Consider the following 17734-nt stretch of genomic DNA (forward strand, 5'->3'; position numbering starts at 1 on the left):
AGAAGGCACCACACCGGGGCCTCGCAAACGAAGGAGTGGTCGTCATGGGTTCCATCACCAGCAGCCTGTTCATCTCTCTCGACGGCGTCATCGAGTCGCCCGACAAGTGGCACTTCCCGTACTTCAACGACGAGATGGGCGCGGTCGTCGGCGAGCAGATGGGCAAGGCCGACGCCACGCTCCTCGGCCGCCAGACGTACGACGAGTTCGCGAGCTACTGGCCGTCCGCCGACCCGGCCGACCCATTCACGCAGGCGATGAACGGCGGGCGCAAGTACGTCGTCTCGAGCACCCTCGAGAGCGCCGACTGGGAGAACTCCAGCGTCGTGAACGGTGATGTGGCGGCCGAGCTGACCACGCTCAAGGCCGACCACAACCTCGGCACCACGGGCAGTGCCACGCTGGTCCGGTGGATGCTCGAGCAGGGTCTCGTCGACGAGCTGCACCTGCTCGTCCACCCCATCGTCGTCGGCTCCGGCAAGAAGCTCTTTGCCGACGGGGCGAGCGTGCCCCTGAGCCTCGTCTCGTCCACTACCTTCAGCACCGGGGTGCTGCACTTGGTCTACGCCCCCGCGCAGGCCTGACCCGAGAATCACTGACCCACGAAGCACTGACCCACGAAGCACTGACCCACGAAGCACTGACCGAAAACCACCGAGGAGAACCGCAATGCGCTACATGGTCATGCACTACCAGACCCAGGCCAACGAGGACGGCGTCATGCCCTCGCCCGAGGAGCAGGTCGCGATCGGTGAATACATGCGCGAGGCGCAGCTGTCCGGCGTCCTGCTCGGCGGCGAGGGTGTCCACAGCAGCAGCAAGGGCGCCCGCGTCGAGGTGACCGACGGCTCCGTCCGCGTCATCGACGGACCCTTCGCCGAGGCCAAAGAACTCATCGCCGGCTTCGCGATCCTCGACGTGTCCTCGCTCGAGGAGGCCATCGAGCACGCTCGCAAGTTCGCGCTCGTCGTCGGCACCCACCGCGTCGACGTCCGCCAGGTCGTCGAGTACTCCGACCTCGCCTGAGCGTCTGACATGAGCACCGCAGCCGTCGACTCGACCATCGCCACCCTGTGGCGGGTCGAGTCGCCGCGGCTCATTGCTCGCCTGGGCCGGCTCGTCGGCGACCTCGACACCGCCGAGGAGCTGGCCCAGGACACGTTCGCCGCAGCCGTCGAGAAGTGGCGAGCGGACGGCATACCCGACAATCCGGCGGCGTGGCTGACGACGACGTCGCGCTACCTCGCCATCGACCGAATTCGCCGTCGGGACACCGGTCGTGACAAGTTGCGGACCGTCGCCGCGACCACTGCGGAGACGACCGAGCTGGACGTGGACCGCATCGTCGACGGCGATCTGGCGGATGACCTTCTTGGCCTGATCTTCATGTCGTGCCACCCGTTGCTCGCCCCTGATGCCCGGTCGGCACTGGTGCTCAAACTCGTCTGCGGCCTCACGACGGCCGAGGTGGCTCGGGCCTTCCTCACGCCGGAATCGACTGTCGCACAACGGATTGTGCGCGCCAAGCGGACTCTGGCTGCGGCAAACATCCGCTTCGAACTGCCCGGAGAAGGTGAGCGACCCAAGCGTCTCGATGCCGTCCGCGAGGTCGTCTATCTCGTCTTCAACGAGGGGTATGCCGCGTCGTCCGGTGATGCTTGGGTGCGCACCGATCTGTGCCACGAAGCGTTGCGGTTGGGGCGGATGCTCGTGGCGCTCACCCCGAAGGATCCCGAGTCGCTCGGGCTGCTCGCGCTCATGGAGATCCAGACGTCGCGACTCGCGGCTCGAGTCGGCGCGGACGGCGAGGCAGTGCTGCTGCTCGACCAGGATCGTTCGCGCTGGGACCGGTTGCTCATCCGCCGCGGGTTGGAGCTGATCGACCGGATCGATGCCCTGCGTGGGACGGCCGGGCCCTATGCGCTCCAGGCGGCGATCGCGGCGTGCCACGCGCGTGCTGCGACAGCGGAGGAGACCGACTGGGTGCGTATTGCTGCTCTCTATGACGGGCTGGTGCAGGTCGTGCCCTCGCCTGTCGTCGAGCTCAACCGGGCGGTGGCGGTGGGGCGGGCGTTCGGTGCCGAGGCGGGGCTCGAGATCATCGCACCGCTGCGGAGTCTGCCGGCGCTGGAGAGCTATCACCTGCTGCCCGCTGTCGCTGGCGATCTCGAATGCACGGCCGGGCTGCACGAGCAGGCGCGCGAGGACTTCCTGCGCGCTGCGTCACTGGCAGGCAACGCCCAGGACAGGGCGACGATGCAGCAACGCGCCGCAGAATGCGCAGTCCACTCGACCTGAATGTGTGAACCTTGCGCCATGACTGAGGTGGGGGAAATGACGCAGGTGGGGAACACGAGCGAGGCGGGGCAGCCGGGGAAGTCGGGGGCGTCTGTCGGGGCGGACCGTTGGCGGGTGCTGCCCGGGTGGGCAGTGTTCGTCGCGAGCGGGGTGGCGTTCTGGGTGGTGGGCTACCTGCCCTGGATCGTCGAGGGGATGCACGTGGAGGTCTCATCCGCGTGGCCCCGATTCGACACCCTCAAGGGGCCCGTGGTTGGACTGCCGTTCGGTGAGTACGCCTTCCAGGCACTGCTCGTCGGCGGTGTCATCGGCGGCGCGGCGGCACTTGCCGTGTCACGGTTGGCGTCGCCGGGTGTGAGGTTCCCACGGGCCATCGCCTCGACCGGGGCCGTCATCGCGCTGGTGGCGGCGCTGGGCCAGACCCTCGTCACTGTCAGGCCGGCACTCGTGGACACGGACGAGGCCCGTCTCCTCATCGGCGCGTTGATCCTCACTTCGCTCGGCTCGGGGCTCTTGGGAGTCGTGGTCGGTGCCGGTGTCGCCCGAGCGAAGGGGTGGCCGTGGCTCCTTGGCGGGGCCATGGTCGCGTCGCTCCTGGGGCCCTGGCTCGTGGACGTGATTGCGCGCAATCCTGCCGATGACCCGCAGTGGCTGATGCGCATCGCTAGGTGGCACCCCTGGGTCGGCGGTATCGCCCTCGGTGTCGTCCTCGCGGTCTTCGGCTACCGTCCTGCCGCGCGACTTGTCGGCTGGCTGGTCGCGCTCGCCATCGCGTGGGTCCTGCCCTCGGCCCTGACGGCCATGTCGTACGTGACCTACTACGGCAAGCAGGGCACCTTGAGCCGCGACCGGATCCTTGAGGTCGCCGATGCCGGCCGGGATGTCTTCGTGCAGTCGCTCCAGCCGAGCAACCACCACATCGGGCCGCTCGTCCTGGCCGTGGTCATCGGAATCGCTGGCGCGACGTCGAAGCTCAGGGGAGCCACCGACCTTCCCGCATGAGCATGCGGTCGACGAGTTCGGGGTACTCACGCCAGGCCTGGATCGTCACCGGAGTCACGACGTATGCCGCATGGTCCGGACCCGCTTCGCGCGGGTCCCAACCGGTGCGGGCGGCATACGCCTCCCAGCGTGCCGAGGGCACGGACGACAGTGGCACCTCGACGACGGTGGCATCGACCATGATCACGTCGCGCAGCTCGCCGAGCGAGAGGCGAACGAGTCCGCTGGCGCGCATGTTGCGTCCCGCGGGGGTGCTGCGACCGGTCGCGAGGAGCAGGTCGCGGCCATCCCAGTCGAAAGAGAGTGGGACGAGCCCCGGCGCGCCGCCGTCGGGGTGCGCGGTCGCGACCCAGAGATCGATGTCGCTCTCGAGGTGGTGGCGGGTGTCGGCGAGGCGCACATCGCGGGGTCGGGGAGCTGCGTCCATGGCTCACATCCTGCCCTGTCAGCGGCTCGCGAAGGCATTGTCGGCGGTCGTTGTTAGCGTGGTTTCGGTCGGGGTTGCGCCTCGGTCAGGTGTGGGGTGCCTTCGCGTGAATTCGACTGTGGCAGTGGCGAATTCAGCCCAGAGCGTAGCCGCAAACACTTGACAGTCGAACGTGAGTTCTAGGACAATTGGGGGCATGGACGAGACACCCGGAACCGACATTGCGCGACTGCGCGCAGCGTTGGAGGGTGCCCGTGACGCGTTGGTTTCGGACGGCTCGGGGGCGGGTCCGTTGGGGGATGTGTTGACCCGGCTGAGCGGCCCGGAGCTGGCGGAGTTCATGCGTCTGGCCGATGAGGTCAAAGCACGTGCGGGGGCCGCGCAGGTGCGCGTCACCGCGGAGGCGGCGCATCGGGGTGAGTTCACGTCCGCTCGTCGCGGGGAGGGGTCGGTGCATGCCTGGGTGCGTGAGCATGCGCCGTCGTTGTGTCAGGACGGGGCGGGTCAGGTCGCGCAGTTGGCGCAGGATGTGGCGTGTTCGGTGCCGGGCGGGTTGTGGTCGACGGCGGGTCCTGGGGCGGGGGCGTACGCGGACCCGGAGAAGCCTGAAGGGATTGTGTGGGCACGGGTGCTCACCGGCGAGGTGGGGGCGAAGCTGGCGCTCAAGGTGTTGCGGGAGGCTGCCCGGTTGGGGGAGATGTTGGAGCCGGAGGCGGTGCCCACGGTCGCGAAGGCGATGTGCGACTTCGGGGTGGCCTGGGGTGCGGGCGAAGTGCCGAAGCTGCGTCATGAGCTGATTGCCCGGTTCGGGCGTGAAGGGGAGTTCGATGACGTGCAGGACCGGTTGCGGTCCGGGGCGTACCTGTCCAGTCCTCGTATCCAGGATGGGGATGTCACGGCGTACGAGTTGGCTTTGACTCCGGAGCAGGCGGCGATGTTGGAGGCCGCGATCGGGCCCCTGTCCAAGCCCGTACCCAACGATGAAACAGGTGAGAAGGATCTTCGCCCGGCGGGGCAGCGTCGTGCGGAGGCATTGGCTGCGGTGTGTGGGCGGGTCGCGGGGGAAGACGCTGCGGCGCAGGATTCACCGGGTGGTGCGGGCACGACGGTGCACGTGAACATTGACTTCGATGACCTCCTGGCCCACTTCCCCGACCACGAAGACACTGACACTGCGCCTGACCTCGACCGTGAAACTGAGGGTTCCGGGTGTGGACGGGTGATGGTGTCGCGGGCTCAGGCCACGATGCTGGCCCCGGCGGTCGTGCGCCAGCTCGCGTGCGACGCCGACATCATCCCGGTCGTGTTCGGCTCGAACGGGGAGTTGCTCGACCTGGGGCGGGCCGTGCGGTTGTTCGCGAAGAAGCAACGCCGGGCGCTGTGGCACCGGGACAAGACGTGTACGTACCCGGGCTGTGACATGCCCGCGGGGTGGGTCAAGATTCATCACCTCATCCACTGGGTCGATGGTGGGGATTCCGACCTGGCCAACGCGGCCCTGCTCTGTCAACGCCACCACACCCACGTCCACGACAAGCGCTTCATCGCGACCGTGCACCCACCCGATGAACACGGCCGATCCGTGACGTGGGACCTCAGCCCGGGCTCGTACGACCGGGACCTCCCGGCCCGCCTCAATCAGATCCGGCGGGAGCGCGCGAAGCAACGTGCCACCGCGGAGCGGGGGGCGGCCGAACGCGCCCGCCTCGACACCGGACCCCCCGATCCCTGGGCCAACGAGCCACCGGATGACCTCCTCATCCAGTGGGCTGACGAGTTCCTCGCCGAACAGCAGGCCGCTGAAGCCTGGGCGGCGCAGAACGATCACTGGGACGATATTCGCGAGTTCGACCTCACCGCGTGAGCAGGCATGGCCGCCTGCCTGGGTGAGGTGAGCCCGTACCCCGCTCGTGCACTGGCGTGAGGCCCTAGTCTCACGCCATGACCACCGTCGCGTTCGTCCTCGCCGGCATCGCAGCTCTCATCCACGTCTACATCTTCCGACTCGAGTCGCTCGCCTGGACCGACCCCAAAACGCGGGCCGCGTTCGGCACCACAGCGGAGACCGCCGAGGTGACCAAGCCACTGGCCTACAACCAGGGCTTCTACAACCTCTTCCTCGCAGTCATCGCCGTCATCGGCATCGTCCTTGCTGCCGGTGACTCGGACAGTGCAGGCAAGGCGCTCATCTATGCGGCGTGCGGCTCCATGGTCGCCGCCGCCCTCGTCCTCGTGACGAGCGATGGCAGCAAGTTGCGCGCCGCTCTCATCCAGGGCCTGGCGCCGGTCCTTGCGGTCATCGCCCTCCTCCTCAGTTGATCAGTTGATCTGTTCAACGGTGGGGGCGGAGTAGCGTCACTGGCATGGCAGCACCCGCAACCTTTTCCGAGTCCGATGACCTCGACCCGGCGGTCCCCCCGTCCGGTCCGGGATGCGTCGAATGCACTGCGGCACAGGGATGGTGGGTGCACCTGCGCCGCTGCACCGCCTGCGGGCACGTCGGCTGCTGCGACTCCTCACCCGCCCAGCACGCGAGCAAACACGCTCGCGAGAGCGGCCACCAGATCATCGCGAGCTACGAGCCCGGTGAGGTCTGGTTCTGGAACTACAGCACCGAGGAGATGGGGCGGGGCCCGGCACTGGCCGAACCATCCGCCCACCCCGAGGACCAGCCGACGCCCGGCCCCGAAGGTTCAGTCCCCGACAACTGGCGCCATCTCATCCACCCCTGAGCGGACGGCATACCCAACGCATGAATGACGCAACGAGGCTGCTCGGCGAGCAGCAGTATGTCGAGCTGACCACGTTCCGCCGCAACGGAACTCCCGTCGCGACGCCGGTGTGGATCGCACCCGACGGTGACGACCTGCTCATCGTCACCGTGGACGACACCGGCAAGACCAAGCGCCTCGCACACACCGCGCGCGTCGAACTGCGCCCGTGCGACATGCGCGGCCGGGTGGACACAGACGCTCCGCGGTATGCCGCCCGCGCGCGAGTTGAGCGTGGCGAAGCAGCGGTGGCCCGGGTGAAGAAGGCTGTGGGTGCGAAGTACGGCTGGTGGTATCGCGCGCTGACCCTCTTCGAACCGGTCCTCGATCGGCTGCCCGGGCGCAAGGTCCGGGCAGCGATCATCGTCACCGACGTGGAGCTGCTCGAGTCCTGAGCTCCTTCTCGATCGAGCGTCCGAAGCCTGAGCCCATCGCTGCGAGGACGCCCTGCATCGTCGCCTGGATCGCTGGCTTGGCAAGGCGCGGGAACGGCAGGTCCACGGTGACGGTCAGCTCGATCCGCAGGTGGGTCGACCCCTTGCCCGCGTCCGTGAGGTCGTAGCGGCCGTCGGTCCCGGCGCGCTCCGAACCCTTGCTCGGTGGTGCGTGGGTGAAGGTGATCGTCGACTTCGGGTCGTGGGTCATGGCCTCGGTGAAGCCGATCTCGAACGACTGCCCCAGCACCGGGATGTTGACGAGCTGCCAGTGCCAGAGGTCGCCCTTGGCCGTGATGGACCGGACCATCGGCGTCAGCCGGGCAATGGCCTCCGGGTCGGTGAGGACGTCCCAGACGAGTTCACGCGGATGCCCCACGGTGGCCTCGGACGTCTTGGTCGCGGAGAAGGTCGCCACGGTCAGTACCCCGAGGACCCATTGATGATCGACACGCACGCGCCGCCGAGGACGAAGCTCCCGATGGCCAGGCCGATCATGAGGCCGACGCCCCACGGTCGGGTGCTCTTGCCGAAGAGGAGGGGAACGCCCAGCAGCGTCGGGATGACGGTCACGAGGAAGACCTTGAGCTCGATGGGGATCTCGAGATTGACGAGGGCGAAGGCCAGGATCGGCGCACAGATCGAGACGACCCCGCCGATGAGGAACCCGAAGAGGGTCTTGGCCCACGACGGCAACCCGGACGCAGCCGGTGGTCGGCCGTAGGGGTTGGGCGGGCCGTAGGGCGGAGGCGGCCCCTGCGGCGGCGGCCCCTGCGGAGGTGGACCTTGCGGGGGTGGACCCTGTGGGGGTGGGCCCGGTGGCGGCTGGGTCATGTGAGCTCCCATGGTCCGAATCCGATGACGAGGGCGGCTGCCCCCAGGATGCCGAGCAGGCCGAGGTAGGCCAGGACGATGCGGGTGTCGCCGAGCAGGCACTTCGACTTCAGCAGCCCGGCCCGTCGAGCCTTGCTGTAGCCGACGACTCCGAGCCCGGCGAAGAAGACGAGGGCGATCGGCCCGAGAAGCCAGCCGAGGAGGGCGATCGTCGCGAAGATGCACAGCCGCAACGGATCGAAGACTTCTGGCTCGGCAACAGGGAGAGCCGGATCCGTGGGGACGATGCGCGGGTCAGTCACGATGGCCGTCCGGTTGCTGTGGAGATCCGGGTGCGGGACAACGGTGCCCACGCCTGAACTGCGCAGAACGGAGCGCACTGGTGGGCGTCGGTCTCGGCGTTGACGGTCGCGACGTGGACGCAGCACTGGGTGAGCCGCTCCTCGATCATCGTGTTCATGTCCATGAACGGCTTCACGGTCACGCGGAGCACTCGTTCGCCGAGCATCGTCCGTAGTCGCTCGTGCTGGCCCGGCAGCTTCGAGGACGCCAGGGTCGCGAGGGTGCCGATGCCGATGTCGCAATTGGCGCAGATGTCCTTCCAGATCGAGGCCATCGACGGGTGCGACAGGGACGACTGCTCGCTCAGCAGGTCGAGCAGCGAGCCCTTGACGATGGCCTTCATCGTCGCGGGGATGGTGTCGTCGGCGATGCGGTTGGCGAGCAGGTCGGGCTCGAGGTCGAGCCATTCCTTGAGGCGGTCGTGCCCGATGAGGCTCGTGAGTGACTTCCACGATCCGGAGTCGTCCTTGAGCATGTAGCCGACCGAGCAGCAGTGCGGGTGGCTGCAGGGGAGCGCGGTGAGGTCACGCCACGTCACCTGGCCCGCCGTCTGGCCCTCGAGCCGGGCGAGCACCCCGGTGTGGGTCAGACGGTTGAGCGGGTCGACCCCCGAGCCGCGGCCACTGCCGAAGACGGGCTGGATCGTCACACCGCCGACATAGGGCGTGTCGAGGGCCCGCTTGATGACGTAGCCGATCTCGTCGTCGTTGACCCCGAGCGATGCCGTCATCGTCAACGTGGTGAAAACCCCTGCGGCAGAGAGGCGTTCGATCGCTCGCTCCTTGAAGCGTCGGATGTCCGCGCCACGGTGGGCGATCGAGGCCTCTGCGGACTCCCCGTCGTACTGGAGGTAGACCTCGACGCGCTCCCGGTGCCGCCGCAGCAGTGCCACGAGTTCGTCGTCCTGCGCGACCCGCAACCCGTTGGTGTTGATGAGGATCCGCACGATGGGTCGCGCGATGACCGCTTCGAGCAGCTCCTCGAGCTGCGGATACAGCATCGGCTCACCGCCCGACAGCATGAGCACGTCGATCCGGCCGTTCTCTCGCGAGAGCCGGGTGTCGATCGACGCGAGCACCTGCTCCAGCGGCGCAACCGACGCCAGGGCCGGTGAGGACTCGGCAAAGCAGGTCGGGCACTTGAGGTTGCAGTGGTCGAGCAGGTCCTCCAGGAGGATGCAGGTGTGCTGGGTCTGCATCTGCGGCAGCCCGTCCTCGTAGGCGCTCGGCACCGGTTTGAAGTTGCCCGTCAGGTCCGGCTGGTGGACCTTGGTGGGGGCCGTCCACTGCTCGAGGTAGCTCAGGATCTCGGGTGACTCGTCATAGAGCGTGCGGACCAATCCGTGGTCGGGACAGCCGCGCTCGAGCCAGACCCGGTCGTCGCGCACCGCGAGCCAGCCACTGAGTCGCCGGACCTCAGCCAGGGGCCGGTCGGGCTGCTCCTCGTGACACAACGGGCAGAACGCGTTGACGTAACGGTGCACGCGATAGTCGCGCAACGGCATACCCGCTCCTCGTTCTGCACTCATGCGTTCACCTCCGTGAGTTGTCGTTCGGGTGTCGGGGCGTAGGCGCCGGAGCGCCAGCGCCAGGCAATGCGGGCCAGGAGGAGCGGCACGGTCACCGCGAGGAAGAGCTGCGGCCGGGTCAGCCCCCACCACGCGACCTCGTTGCCGCGCACGAACTCGACGAGAAAACGGAAGACGCCGTATGCCGCGACGAACCAGACGAACGTCTCTCCCGGTGGGAGGTCGCGATGACGCAGCCAGAACCACAGCACCGTGAACGCCGCCAGATGGAACGCGATCTCGTAGACGAACGAGGGGTGCAGCGGCACTCCCGCAACACTGCCCGTGGCCGCCGCCTCGGTCGGGTCGAGGGTGATTCCCCACCCACCACCGGTGGGCGTGCCCGGCTTCTCGGTGAGCAGACAGCCGATGCGACCGACGGCCATGCCGAGGGCCACCGCGGGAGCGAAGAGGTCGCCGGTGCGCAGCCGGTAGCCGGTGAGTCGCTTGGCGATGTGGACTCCGAGCCACGCACCGACGAGTCCGCCGAGGATGGATCGGTTGCCATAGAGCCACTGCTCGGCCAGCGACGCGTTGTCCCGGAGGTCGATGTGCTGGAGCCACGTGCCCAGTCGCATGAAGAGGGCCCCGCCCGTCACGGCACCCAGGACGACGTGGAGGAGTCGCTCGTCCGACTGACCTCGCCGGCGTGCTTCCACGAAGAACACCACGGCGGCCGCCAGGACACCAAGACCCACGAACAGCTCGTGGGTCGGGATCGGGCCGATGTGTGGGATCACCCGTTCACCCTCTCACCAGCGCTGCTGCATCGCTCGTCATTCGGGACACGGCGAGTACGCGTACCCAGACGATGACGCAGACGACGACGCAGACGATCTGTTCGCCGGGACGTCACTTCGAGCACCCATGGATTTCGCCCGCGGCCGACACGGTGGAGCCGTTCTGACGACTCGACGAGGAGAACCCCGAATGGTCAACATCGACCGCCGCCGCTTCCTGCAGCTCGCCGGTGGCGCCACCGCCCTGACGATGCTCGACCAGAGCATTGCCCGCGCCGCCAGCATCCCGGCCAACCGCACGACGGGTTCGCTCAAGGACGTCGAGCACATCGTCGTGCTCATGCAGGAGAACCGGAGCTTCGAGCACTACCTCGGCACGTTGCGCGGAGTTCGTGGCTTCGGCGACCCGCACCCGGTGATCCTCCCGAGCGGCAAGAACGTCTGGCACCAGAGCGACGGCGTGCGCGACGTCCTCCCGTTCCACCCCACCGTCGACGATCTCGGCGGGGCGTTCCTCGAGGGCCTGGCGCACAGCTGGACCGACGGGCAACAGGCCATCAACAAGGGTCACTACAACCAGTGGGTTCCGGCCAAGGGCACGACGACGATGGCCTACCTCGAGCGCCAGGACGCGGCCTTCCACTTCGCGCTCGCCGACGCGTTCACGGTGTGCGACGCCTACCACTGCTCGTTTATCGGCAACACCGACCCGAACCGCTACTACCTGTGGAGCGGATGGACGGGCAACGACGGCAAGGGCGGCGGGCCGGTCCTCTACAACGACGAGCTCGGCTATGACTGGACGACCTACCCGGAGCGGCTCGAGGCGGCCGGCGTGAGCTGGAAGGTCTATCAGGATGAGGGCACCGGTCTCGACGCCGCGGGTTCGTGGGGCTGGACCTCGGACGCCTACATCGGCAACTACGGCGACAACTCGCTCCTCTACTTCAACTCCTACCGCGACGCCGAGGCCGGCGACCCCCTCTTCGAGAAGGCCCGACGGGGCACGAAGGCCCGCGACGGCGAGGGCTACTTCACGCAGCTCCAGGCCGACGTCACCGCCGACACGCTCCCCTCGGTCTCGTGGATCGCTGCGCCCGAGGCCTTCTCCGAGCACTCGAACTGGCCGACCAACTACGGCGCCTGGTACATCTCGCAGGTCCTCGACACCCTCACCTCGAACCCCGACGTGTGGAGCAGGACCGCGCTGGTCATCACCTACGACGAGAACGACGGCTTCTTCGACCACGTCGTCCCACCGCACGCCAACAACCCGCAGATCCCGGGCGCCTCGACCGTCCCGACCGACCACGAGTTCTACGCGGGCACCCACGGCGACGGCGCCTATGGCCTGGCTCCCCGCGTTCCCACCTTCGTCGTCTCGCCGTGGAGTACCGGCGGGTGGGTCTGCTCCGAGGTCTTCGACCACACCTCCGTCATCCGCCTCATGGAGGCGCGCTTCGGCGTCGAGGAGCCCAACATCACGCCCTGGCGCCGCGCCGTCTGTGGCGACCTCACCTCGGCCTTCGACTTCTCCAGGACCGCGGTCGAGGTCCCGGAGCTCCCGAACACGTCGGCCTGGGCGCCCAAGGACAGGAAGCGTCACCCGAGCTACCAACCGGTGCCGCCCGCGAGCGGCGAGCTCCCGTCGCAGGAGTCGGGCACCCGTCCGTCGCGGGCCATCGACTACCGGCTCGAGGTCGTCGAGACCACCGTCGCCGGGCGCGTCAGCATCGAGGTCACGAACCACGGCTCCCTCGGAGCCCACCTCCAGGCCCGGCTCATCGCTCCGGCCGGACAGCCGCACAGCTACACGATCGGCGCGGGCGACCGCCTCTCGGCGCAGTGGCCGGTCACCGGCGGCTACGACGTCCAGGTCCACGGACCGCACGGTTTCTTCCGCCGGTATGCCGGCCAGGCCGACCGCGCGGACGTCACCGCCCGCTTCTCCGCCCAGGTGGCGAAGGGCACGGTGCGTCTCGCGATGGACGCACCTCGCGGGGTCGAGCTCGTCGTCACCGATGCGTATGCCGGCGACGCACCCGTCAAGGGCGGGCGCGGCAAGGGTCGTGGTCACGTCTCGGTCGACACGGCCGAGACCGGTGGGTGGTACGACCTGACCGTCACCGCAGTGGGGACGACGTGGTCACGCACCTTCGCCGGCCACGTCGACAACGGCAAGCCGTCGCTGAGTGACCCTGCCCTGGGGAAGTGATCGACGAGCGTCTCCTCGAAAGGTGAGCGCGCGGCATACCCCCTGGCTCGGCTTCGCCGAAACGAGCCGTCAAGGTTGCGTCAAGAAGAGCGAAACCTGCCGGAAATCGCCCTACCGTGGTCCATCGTGACGACACCTCTGACTCCCGGGCCGGTCAAGAAATGGCTCCTCGAGGTGGAGGACGCAGACCCGGGCGGTTACTACGAGGGTGAGCGCGAGGCGGTCAAGAAGGAACACGTCCAGCCCTGGTGGCGGGTCATGTGCCTCACGGGTGTCGACTACTTCTCGACCCTGGGCTACCAGCCGGGCATCGCAGCGCTCGCGGCCGGCGCCCTCGCACCCGTCGCAACCCTCGTCCTGGTGCTCGTGACGCTCTTCGCAGCCCTGCCGATGTATCGACGCGTCGCCGTCGAGAGCCCGCACGGGGACGGCAGCCTGTCGATGCTGCAACGGCTCCTGTCCTACTGGCCGAGCAAGCTTCTCGTCCTGTCGCTCCTCGGCTTCGTCGCCACCGGCTTCATCGTGACGATCACGCTGTCGGGTGCGGACGCTGCGGCCCACCTCACCGAGAACCCGTTCCTCAAGGACGCGCTCCACGGCAAGGAGGTGCTGATCACCCTGATCCTCATCGCCCTGCTGGCCGCCGTGTTCCTCAAGGGGTTCAGCGAGGCGATCGGGGTGGCCGTCGTTCTCGTCGTGGCGTATCTGGGCCTGAGCACCGTCGTCCTCGTGCGCGGAGTCTTCGAGGTCCTCCAGCACCCGACCGCCTTCGGTGACTGGACCGACAGCATGACCGCGACCCACTCGATGCCCTTCGGGATCATCGGTGCCTCCCTCCTCGTCTTCCCCGCTCTGGCCCTGGGCCTGTCCGGGTTCGAGACCGGCGTCGTCGTCATGCCGCTCGTCAAGGGCGACCCGACCGACACCCACGAGGCGCCCCTCGGGCGGATCCGCAACGCCAAGAAGCTCCTGACCTCGGCGGCGCTCATCATGAGCGTCCTGCTCGTCGGCTCGTCCCTCGTGACGACCCTGCTCATCCCCGCCGAGTCATTCCAGCCGGGGGGCGAGGCCAACGGTCGCGCCCTGGCCTACCTCGCCCACGACCTGTTCGGCGACGGGTTCGGCACGGCCTACGACGCCGCGACGATCGGGATCCTGTGGTTCGCCGGTGCGAGTGCCATGGCCGGGCTGCTCAACATCGTCCCGCGCTACCTGCCGAAGTACGGCATGGCGCCGGACTGGGCGAACTCGACACGGCCCCTCGTCCTCGTGCTCTCCTTCATCGCCGCGATCGTCACCATCGCGTTCAAGGCCGACGTCGACAAGCAGGCCGGTGCCTACGCCACCGGGGTCCTGGCCCTGATGACGTCGGCAGCCATCGCGGTCTTCCTCACCGAGCTGCGGCGCGGGCATCGCGGGCCCGCGGGCTTCTTTGCCGTGGTGAGCGCGATCTTCGTCTACACGTTCGTCGTGACGATCCTCGAACGCCCCGAGGGCCTGATCATCGCGCTCCTCTTCATCGCGATGATCCTCACGGTGTCCGTGGCATCACGCATCTCGCGCAGCACCGAGCTCCGGGTGCGGGACGTCGTCTACGACGACGGTGCGACGGCCCTGATCACCCGGACGAGCGACGGGAAGAACCCGCTCCGCTTCATCGCCAACAAGCTGGACGCCGGCGATGGCGCCGAGTACGACGGGAAGTCACTCGAGGTCCGCGTCGACAACCACCTCAAGGGCTGGCAGAAGGCGCTGTTCATCGAGGTCGAGATCACCGACGCGAGCGACTTCGACTCACCGGTCTCCGTCCGGGCGGTCAAGGTCGGGCAGCACGAGATCCTGCGGGCGACGGGTACCTCCGTGCCCAACGTCCTCGCTGCGGTGTTCCTCGACATCCGCGACCGCACGGGCATCCCGCCGCACGGCTACTTCGAGTGGAGCGACCGGGCCCCCGGCGCGAACGTGCTGCGCTTCCTGCTCGCCGGTGAGGGCGATGTTCCGCCGCTCACGCACGAGATCCTGCGTCGCGCGGAACCGGATGAGGCACGCCGACCCAAGGTCCACGTCGGCGGCTGACCCCCGCGGCTGGCCACATTCGTCCAATAGGGCACGAATGGCGGTGACCAAACGTGCCCTATTGGGCGATTGTGGTCGGTGCTCAGGGGACGAGGCCTCGGTCTCGGGCGATCGCAGCAGCCTGCGTGCGTGAGGCCGCGCCCAGCTTGGCCAGGATCCGCGACACGTGGACGCTCGCCGTCTTCGTCGAGATGAACAGCTGCTGCCCGACCTGACCGTTGCTCAGGCCGCGCGCGACGAGCTCAAGGACCTCCTGCTCACGACGCGTCAGGTGGTCGGGCGAGGCGGCGGTCGCCGCGGAGGGTGCGGTGAGATCGTCGAGCTCGGCGAGGAGGGGGGCTGCGCCGAGACGGGTGGCGACCGCACGCGCCAGTTCGGCCTCGTGTCGTGACCCCGCTGCATCACCGGATGCCCTGAGGGCTGCGGCGAGGCGGGCTCGCGAGCGCGCTGTCTCGTAGACGTGGCCGTAGCGCTCGAACGCCGCCACCGACTCCTGCCACGCCTGCACCATGGCCTCGGTGGTCGGCGGTTCCACGTCGTTGGTGCGCCACTGCAACCGCAGCAGCTCCGCTCGCAGTCGGAGGTCCCACGCCCATGTCTCGGTGTTGGTCTCTTCGATCTGCTCCGTCGTGGGTTCGCGCACCCCCTTCTGCGGCTCCGCGACGATGTTGTGGACCTTGCTGGTCATCGCATCGAGGTCAGTGTTGGCGCGGCCGAGCAGCGTGCGGTCCAGGGTCGGTGCATGCGTCCCCACCTGTCCGGCGACGAGTGCGGCCAGGCGGACGACGGCGTGGAACCGTCCCCAGGTCCGGTCGAGGAAGTCGACCGCGTCCTCGGTGATGTCGAGTGCCCGGGCGACGTCGCCATGGTTGCCGTAGTGCTCGACCGCGGGCATGACGAGCAGCACCGTGGCCAGTCCGTCGACGTGCCACCAGTCCCGGATGGCGGTGACCTCGGACTCGTTGATCGGCTCACCGCGGCTGGCGCGCACGAGCATCGCTGAGGCGTCGAAGAAGGCCCGACCCGGTTGCGCCAGAACGGAGTCCTTGACGACGAGCCGTCGCTGCGCTCCGTCCCAGTCACCGATCTCGTATGCCGTGAGCCCACCGATGAGTCTCGACTCCATCGCCCAGGGGGCCCAGTCGAGGTGCATCTCGCGCGCCAGTGCAGCGCCCCGGTCGTAGGCCGCGAGCGCCTGGTCGAGACGACCCCGGCGGTGGTGCATGGTCGCGGCCTGGTGGTGGAGGCGGATCCGCAGCGGGTCGGGCCGGTCACCGAGGTCCTTGAGCAGCTGGGTGATGTGCACCTCGAGGGCATCGAGGTCGTCGTGGATCTCGATGACGCGGGACAGGACCGTTCGGACCTCGGTGAGCGCGGTCGGCAGGTCGAGGCGCTCGGCGAGAGCGACGGCCCCCTCGCCCAGGGCCGACGCCTCGGTGTAGTGGCGGGTGTCGACGAGCTGCTGCAGGTGCGCGGTGAGGACGAAGAGTCGAACCTCGCTGTCCTCGTCCGGGACGATCGCCATGGCTTCGGCCGTCATGCCGGGCCCGGTGTCGGCGAAGGTGAGGTCGATGAGGCGGAGGCGGTTGGCGCACGTCGCGAGCAGGCGCGCCCGGATCGCAGGCGTCTGCCCGGGTCCGGGGTGCTCGATGCGGTCCCGGAGCAGCTGCACCGAGCGGACGATGTCGCCCGCGGTGAGGGCCGCTTCGGAGGCCTCGAGGCTCACCTGGTCGCGGTCCTCGGAGTCCTCGGGCAACCATCCCAGGGCATGTTCGAGGTGCTGCAGCGCGTTGACCGGTCCGCCCATGGACAGGGCGGAACGGGCTGCCTCCCGAGCCGCGCGAACGGCCGTGGTGAGGTCGCCGGCGGCGGCGGCGTGGCGAGCCAGCTCGGACGCGCGGCCGAGCGTGGGATCGGAAGCCAGCGCACCGGCATACGCACGGTGGAGGCGAAGCCTCTCTCCCGGAAGGAGGTCGTCGGTGATCGTCTCGCCGAGCAGGGCGTGGCGGAAGGCGTAGGCCGGTGGCCAGCGGGCCTCGATGACGTGGTGCTCGACGGCGTTGGCGACGGCGGCCTCGAGCTCGGCCTCGGGGAGCCCGGTCACCTGTTGGAGGAGGTCGTGGCCGACGGTGCGGCCGGCGATCGCCATCGTCCGGACGACCTGTTGGGCTGGGCCGTTGAGCTGCTCGACCCGCGCCCCGAGGACTCGCCCCAGGCCACCCGTCATCGGCCGACCCGAGACGGCGCTCGCGGTGAGCTCCTCGGCGAAGAACGGGTTGCCCTCGGCCCGACGAGCGATCTCGCCGACGGTGCGGTCCGGGATGGGCGCCGCGGTCGAACCCTCGCTCGCGCTGACGATCTCGCGAATGGCGGTGTCGTCCAACGGTTGCAGGTCGTGGCGCTCGACGCCTGCGATGCGCGCCCACACGGCGAGGGTCTCGTGGAGCGGGTGGCGGCGGTGGAGGTCATCGGAGCGGTAGGTGATGACGAGCGCGACGGGCGAGGCGAACCCTCGCGTCAGCAGCAGTGTCATGAGGTCGCGCGACGACGGGTCGGCCCAGTGTGCGTCCTCGATGATGACGAGCAGCGGGGCGATCTCGCCGACGGCGGTCAGGAGGGCGTGGACGCTCTCGGCTACCTGGCCGGGGGAGTGGGTTGCGCCGGCGTCGCGTCGACCGGGCAGGAGCACGGCGAGGGCGGGTCGCGTGGCGACGACCTGGTCGATGGCCTCGGGCGCGAGGATCTCGAGGCGGGCGAGGAGCTCGGTGAAGGGGAGGTAGGCGACGCCGCTGCCGGACTGCCCCACGCAATGCCCCCAGGCGACGTTCCAGTGCGCGGCCTCGGCGTCGGCGCCCACCCGGGCGAGCAGGCTCGACTTCCCGATCCCCGCGTCCCCGGACACGACGATGCCGACCCCACGAGGAGCGTCGAGGTCCATGATCTCGGCGATCCGGGAGAGGTCGGCATCACGTCCGACGAGCTCGCGGGCGGGGAAGGTCATGAGTCGAAGTATTGACGACTCGAGGCC

General features: G+C 68.7%; 17 protein-coding genes. 10 read left to right on the forward strand and 7 right to left on the reverse strand.

Annotated elements, in window-relative coordinates; genetic code table 11:
* The first annotated feature begins 44 nt into the window (after positions 1-44).
* The 4 genes from JNB_RS14035 to JNB_RS14050 all read left to right on the forward strand — a co-directional run bounded on the left by JNB_RS14035 (position 45) and on the right by JNB_RS14050 (position 3300).
* Positions 45-584, forward strand: a complete 540-nt coding sequence (locus JNB_RS14035; protein WP_040883836.1) for a dihydrofolate reductase family protein — start codon at positions 45-47, stop codon at positions 582-584.
* Between the two features lie 85 nt (positions 585-669).
* Positions 670-1026 carry a YciI family protein gene (locus JNB_RS14040; RefSeq protein WP_009777155.1) on the forward strand — a complete coding sequence of 119 codons (357 nt, stop codon included), beginning with the start codon at positions 670-672 and terminating at the stop codon, positions 1024-1026.
* Positions 1027-1035: 9 nt separating this feature from the next.
* A complete protein-coding gene (locus tag JNB_RS14045) occupies positions 1036-2298 on the forward strand; it encodes an RNA polymerase sigma factor (RefSeq protein ID WP_009777156.1) in 1263 nt (420 codons plus the stop codon).
* Between the two features lie 36 nt (positions 2299-2334).
* Positions 2335-3300 carry a hypothetical protein gene (locus tag JNB_RS14050; RefSeq protein WP_040883839.1) on the forward strand — a complete coding sequence of 322 codons (966 nt, stop codon included), beginning with the start codon at positions 2335-2337 and terminating at the stop codon, positions 3298-3300.
* On the opposite strand, the gene JNB_RS14055 is transcribed toward JNB_RS14050, so the two are convergent.
* Positions 3272-3727, reverse strand: coding sequence for a pyridoxamine 5'-phosphate oxidase (locus JNB_RS14055; RefSeq protein WP_009777158.1), 456 nt, complete (start codon positions 3725-3727; stop codon positions 3272-3274). The two genes, JNB_RS14050 and JNB_RS14055, sit on opposite strands and share 29 nt — an antisense overlap.
* A 196-nt stretch (positions 3728-3923) precedes the next feature.
* On the opposite strand from JNB_RS14055, the gene JNB_RS20615 reads away from it, so the two are divergent.
* The 4 genes from JNB_RS20615 (at position 3924) to JNB_RS14075 (ending at position 6893) form a co-directional block, all read left to right on the forward strand.
* The gene (locus JNB_RS20615; RefSeq protein ID WP_009777159.1) at positions 3924-5591 is read left to right on the forward strand and encodes an HNH endonuclease signature motif containing protein; all 1668 of its coding nucleotides are present in this window, start codon (positions 3924-3926) and stop codon (positions 5589-5591) included.
* 77 nt (positions 5592-5668) lie between these two features.
* Positions 5669-6046 carry a DUF1304 domain-containing protein gene (locus JNB_RS14065; RefSeq protein ID WP_009777160.1) on the forward strand — a complete coding sequence of 126 codons (378 nt, stop codon included), beginning with the start codon at positions 5669-5671 and terminating at the stop codon, positions 6044-6046.
* 44 nt (positions 6047-6090) lie between these two features.
* On the forward strand, positions 6091-6459 hold the full coding sequence (locus tag JNB_RS14070; RefSeq protein WP_009777161.1) for a UBP-type zinc finger domain-containing protein: 369 nt from the start codon (positions 6091-6093) through the stop codon (positions 6457-6459).
* 20 nt (positions 6460-6479) lie between these two features.
* The gene (locus tag JNB_RS14075; RefSeq protein ID WP_009777162.1) at positions 6480-6893 is read left to right on the forward strand and encodes a PPOX class F420-dependent oxidoreductase; all 414 of its coding nucleotides are present in this window, start codon (positions 6480-6482) and stop codon (positions 6891-6893) included.
* On the opposite strand, the gene JNB_RS14080 is transcribed toward JNB_RS14075, so the two are convergent.
* The 5 genes from JNB_RS14080 to JNB_RS14100 are packed head-to-tail and all read right to left on the reverse strand — an operon-like array spanning position 6865 to position 10415.
* The gene (locus tag JNB_RS14080) at positions 6865-7350 is read right to left on the reverse strand and encodes an SRPBCC family protein (RefSeq protein ID WP_009777163.1); all 486 of its coding nucleotides are present in this window, start codon (positions 7348-7350) and stop codon (positions 6865-6867) included. The two genes, JNB_RS14075 and JNB_RS14080, sit on opposite strands and share 29 nt — an antisense overlap.
* A 2-nt stretch (positions 7351-7352) precedes the next feature.
* Positions 7353-7766, reverse strand: coding sequence for a hypothetical protein (locus tag JNB_RS21685; protein ID WP_148232442.1), 414 nt, complete (start codon positions 7764-7766; stop codon positions 7353-7355).
* Complete coding sequence (locus tag JNB_RS14090) at positions 7763-8068, reverse strand: hypothetical protein (RefSeq protein ID WP_009777165.1); 306 nt, start codon at positions 8066-8068, stop codon at positions 7763-7765. Before JNB_RS14090 ends, JNB_RS21685 begins: the two co-directional genes overlap by 4 nt.
* Positions 8065-9612, reverse strand: a complete 1548-nt coding sequence (locus JNB_RS14095) for a radical SAM protein (protein ID WP_009777166.1) — start codon at positions 9610-9612, stop codon at positions 8065-8067. The genes JNB_RS14090 and JNB_RS14095 overlap by 4 nt, the downstream gene beginning before the upstream one ends.
* Positions 9613-9632: 20 nt before the next feature.
* Entirely contained in the window at positions 9633-10415 is a 783-nt protein-coding gene (locus tag JNB_RS14100) for a prolipoprotein diacylglyceryl transferase (protein ID WP_009777167.1), read from the reverse strand.
* Between the two features lie 190 nt (positions 10416-10605).
* Between JNB_RS14100 and JNB_RS14105 the strand changes: the two genes are divergently transcribed.
* Positions 10606-12630: a phosphocholine-specific phospholipase C gene (locus JNB_RS14105; RefSeq protein WP_009777168.1), complete on the forward strand. Its 2025-nt coding sequence runs from the start codon at positions 10606-10608 to the stop codon at positions 12628-12630.
* Between the two features lie 126 nt (positions 12631-12756).
* Positions 12757-14706 carry an amino acid transporter gene (locus tag JNB_RS14110; RefSeq protein WP_040883841.1) on the forward strand — a complete coding sequence of 650 codons (1950 nt, stop codon included), beginning with the start codon at positions 12757-12759 and terminating at the stop codon, positions 14704-14706.
* 82 nt (positions 14707-14788) lie between these two features.
* Here JNB_RS14110 and JNB_RS22230 read toward each other — a convergent pair whose 3' ends face one another.
* The gene (locus JNB_RS22230) at positions 14789-17707 is read right to left on the reverse strand and encodes a helix-turn-helix transcriptional regulator (protein WP_009777170.1); all 2919 of its coding nucleotides are present in this window, start codon (positions 17705-17707) and stop codon (positions 14789-14791) included.
* Between the last annotated feature and the right edge of the window lie 27 nt (positions 17708-17734).

The sequence above is a fragment of the Janibacter sp. HTCC2649 genome, assembly GCF_000152705.1.
GTDB lineage: Bacteria > Actinomycetota > Actinomycetes > Actinomycetales > Dermatophilaceae > Knoellia.

What these genes read in the sequence shown, in the direction of transcription:
- JNB_RS14035 (WP_040883836.1), top strand. Translation starts at nt 45, where the DNA reads ATGGGTTCCATCACCAGCAGCCTGTTCATCTCTCTCGACGGCGTCATC.
- JNB_RS14040 (WP_009777155.1), top strand. Translation starts at nt 670, where the DNA reads ATGCGCTACATGGTCATGCACTACCAGACCCAGGCCAACGAGGACGGC.
- JNB_RS14045 (WP_009777156.1), top strand. Translation starts at nt 1,036, where the DNA reads ATGAGCACCGCAGCCGTCGACTCGACCATCGCCACCCTGTGGCGGGTC.
- JNB_RS14050 (WP_040883839.1), top strand. Translation starts at nt 2,335, where the DNA reads ATGACGCAGGTGGGGAACACGAGCGAGGCGGGGCAGCCGGGGAAGTCG.
- JNB_RS14055 (WP_009777158.1), bottom strand. Translation starts at nt 3,727, where the DNA reads ATGGACGCAGCTCCCCGACCCCGCGATGTGCGCCTCGCCGACACCCGC.
- JNB_RS20615 (WP_009777159.1), top strand. Translation starts at nt 3,924, where the DNA reads ATGGACGAGACACCCGGAACCGACATTGCGCGACTGCGCGCAGCGTTG.
- JNB_RS14065 (WP_009777160.1), top strand. Translation starts at nt 5,669, where the DNA reads ATGACCACCGTCGCGTTCGTCCTCGCCGGCATCGCAGCTCTCATCCAC.
- JNB_RS14070 (WP_009777161.1), top strand. Translation starts at nt 6,091, where the DNA reads ATGGCAGCACCCGCAACCTTTTCCGAGTCCGATGACCTCGACCCGGCG.
- JNB_RS14075 (WP_009777162.1), top strand. Translation starts at nt 6,480, where the DNA reads ATGAATGACGCAACGAGGCTGCTCGGCGAGCAGCAGTATGTCGAGCTG.
- JNB_RS21685 (WP_148232442.1), bottom strand. Translation starts at nt 7,766, where the DNA reads ATGACCCAGCCGCCACCGGGCCCACCCCCACAGGGTCCACCCCCGCAA.
- JNB_RS14095 (WP_009777166.1), bottom strand. Translation starts at nt 9,612, where the DNA reads ATGCCGTTGCGCGACTATCGCGTGCACCGTTACGTCAACGCGTTCTGC.
- JNB_RS14105 (WP_009777168.1), top strand. Translation starts at nt 10,606, where the DNA reads ATGGTCAACATCGACCGCCGCCGCTTCCTGCAGCTCGCCGGTGGCGCC.
- JNB_RS22230 (WP_009777170.1), bottom strand. Translation starts at nt 17,707, where the DNA reads ATGACCTTCCCCGCCCGCGAGCTCGTCGGACGTGATGCCGACCTCTCC.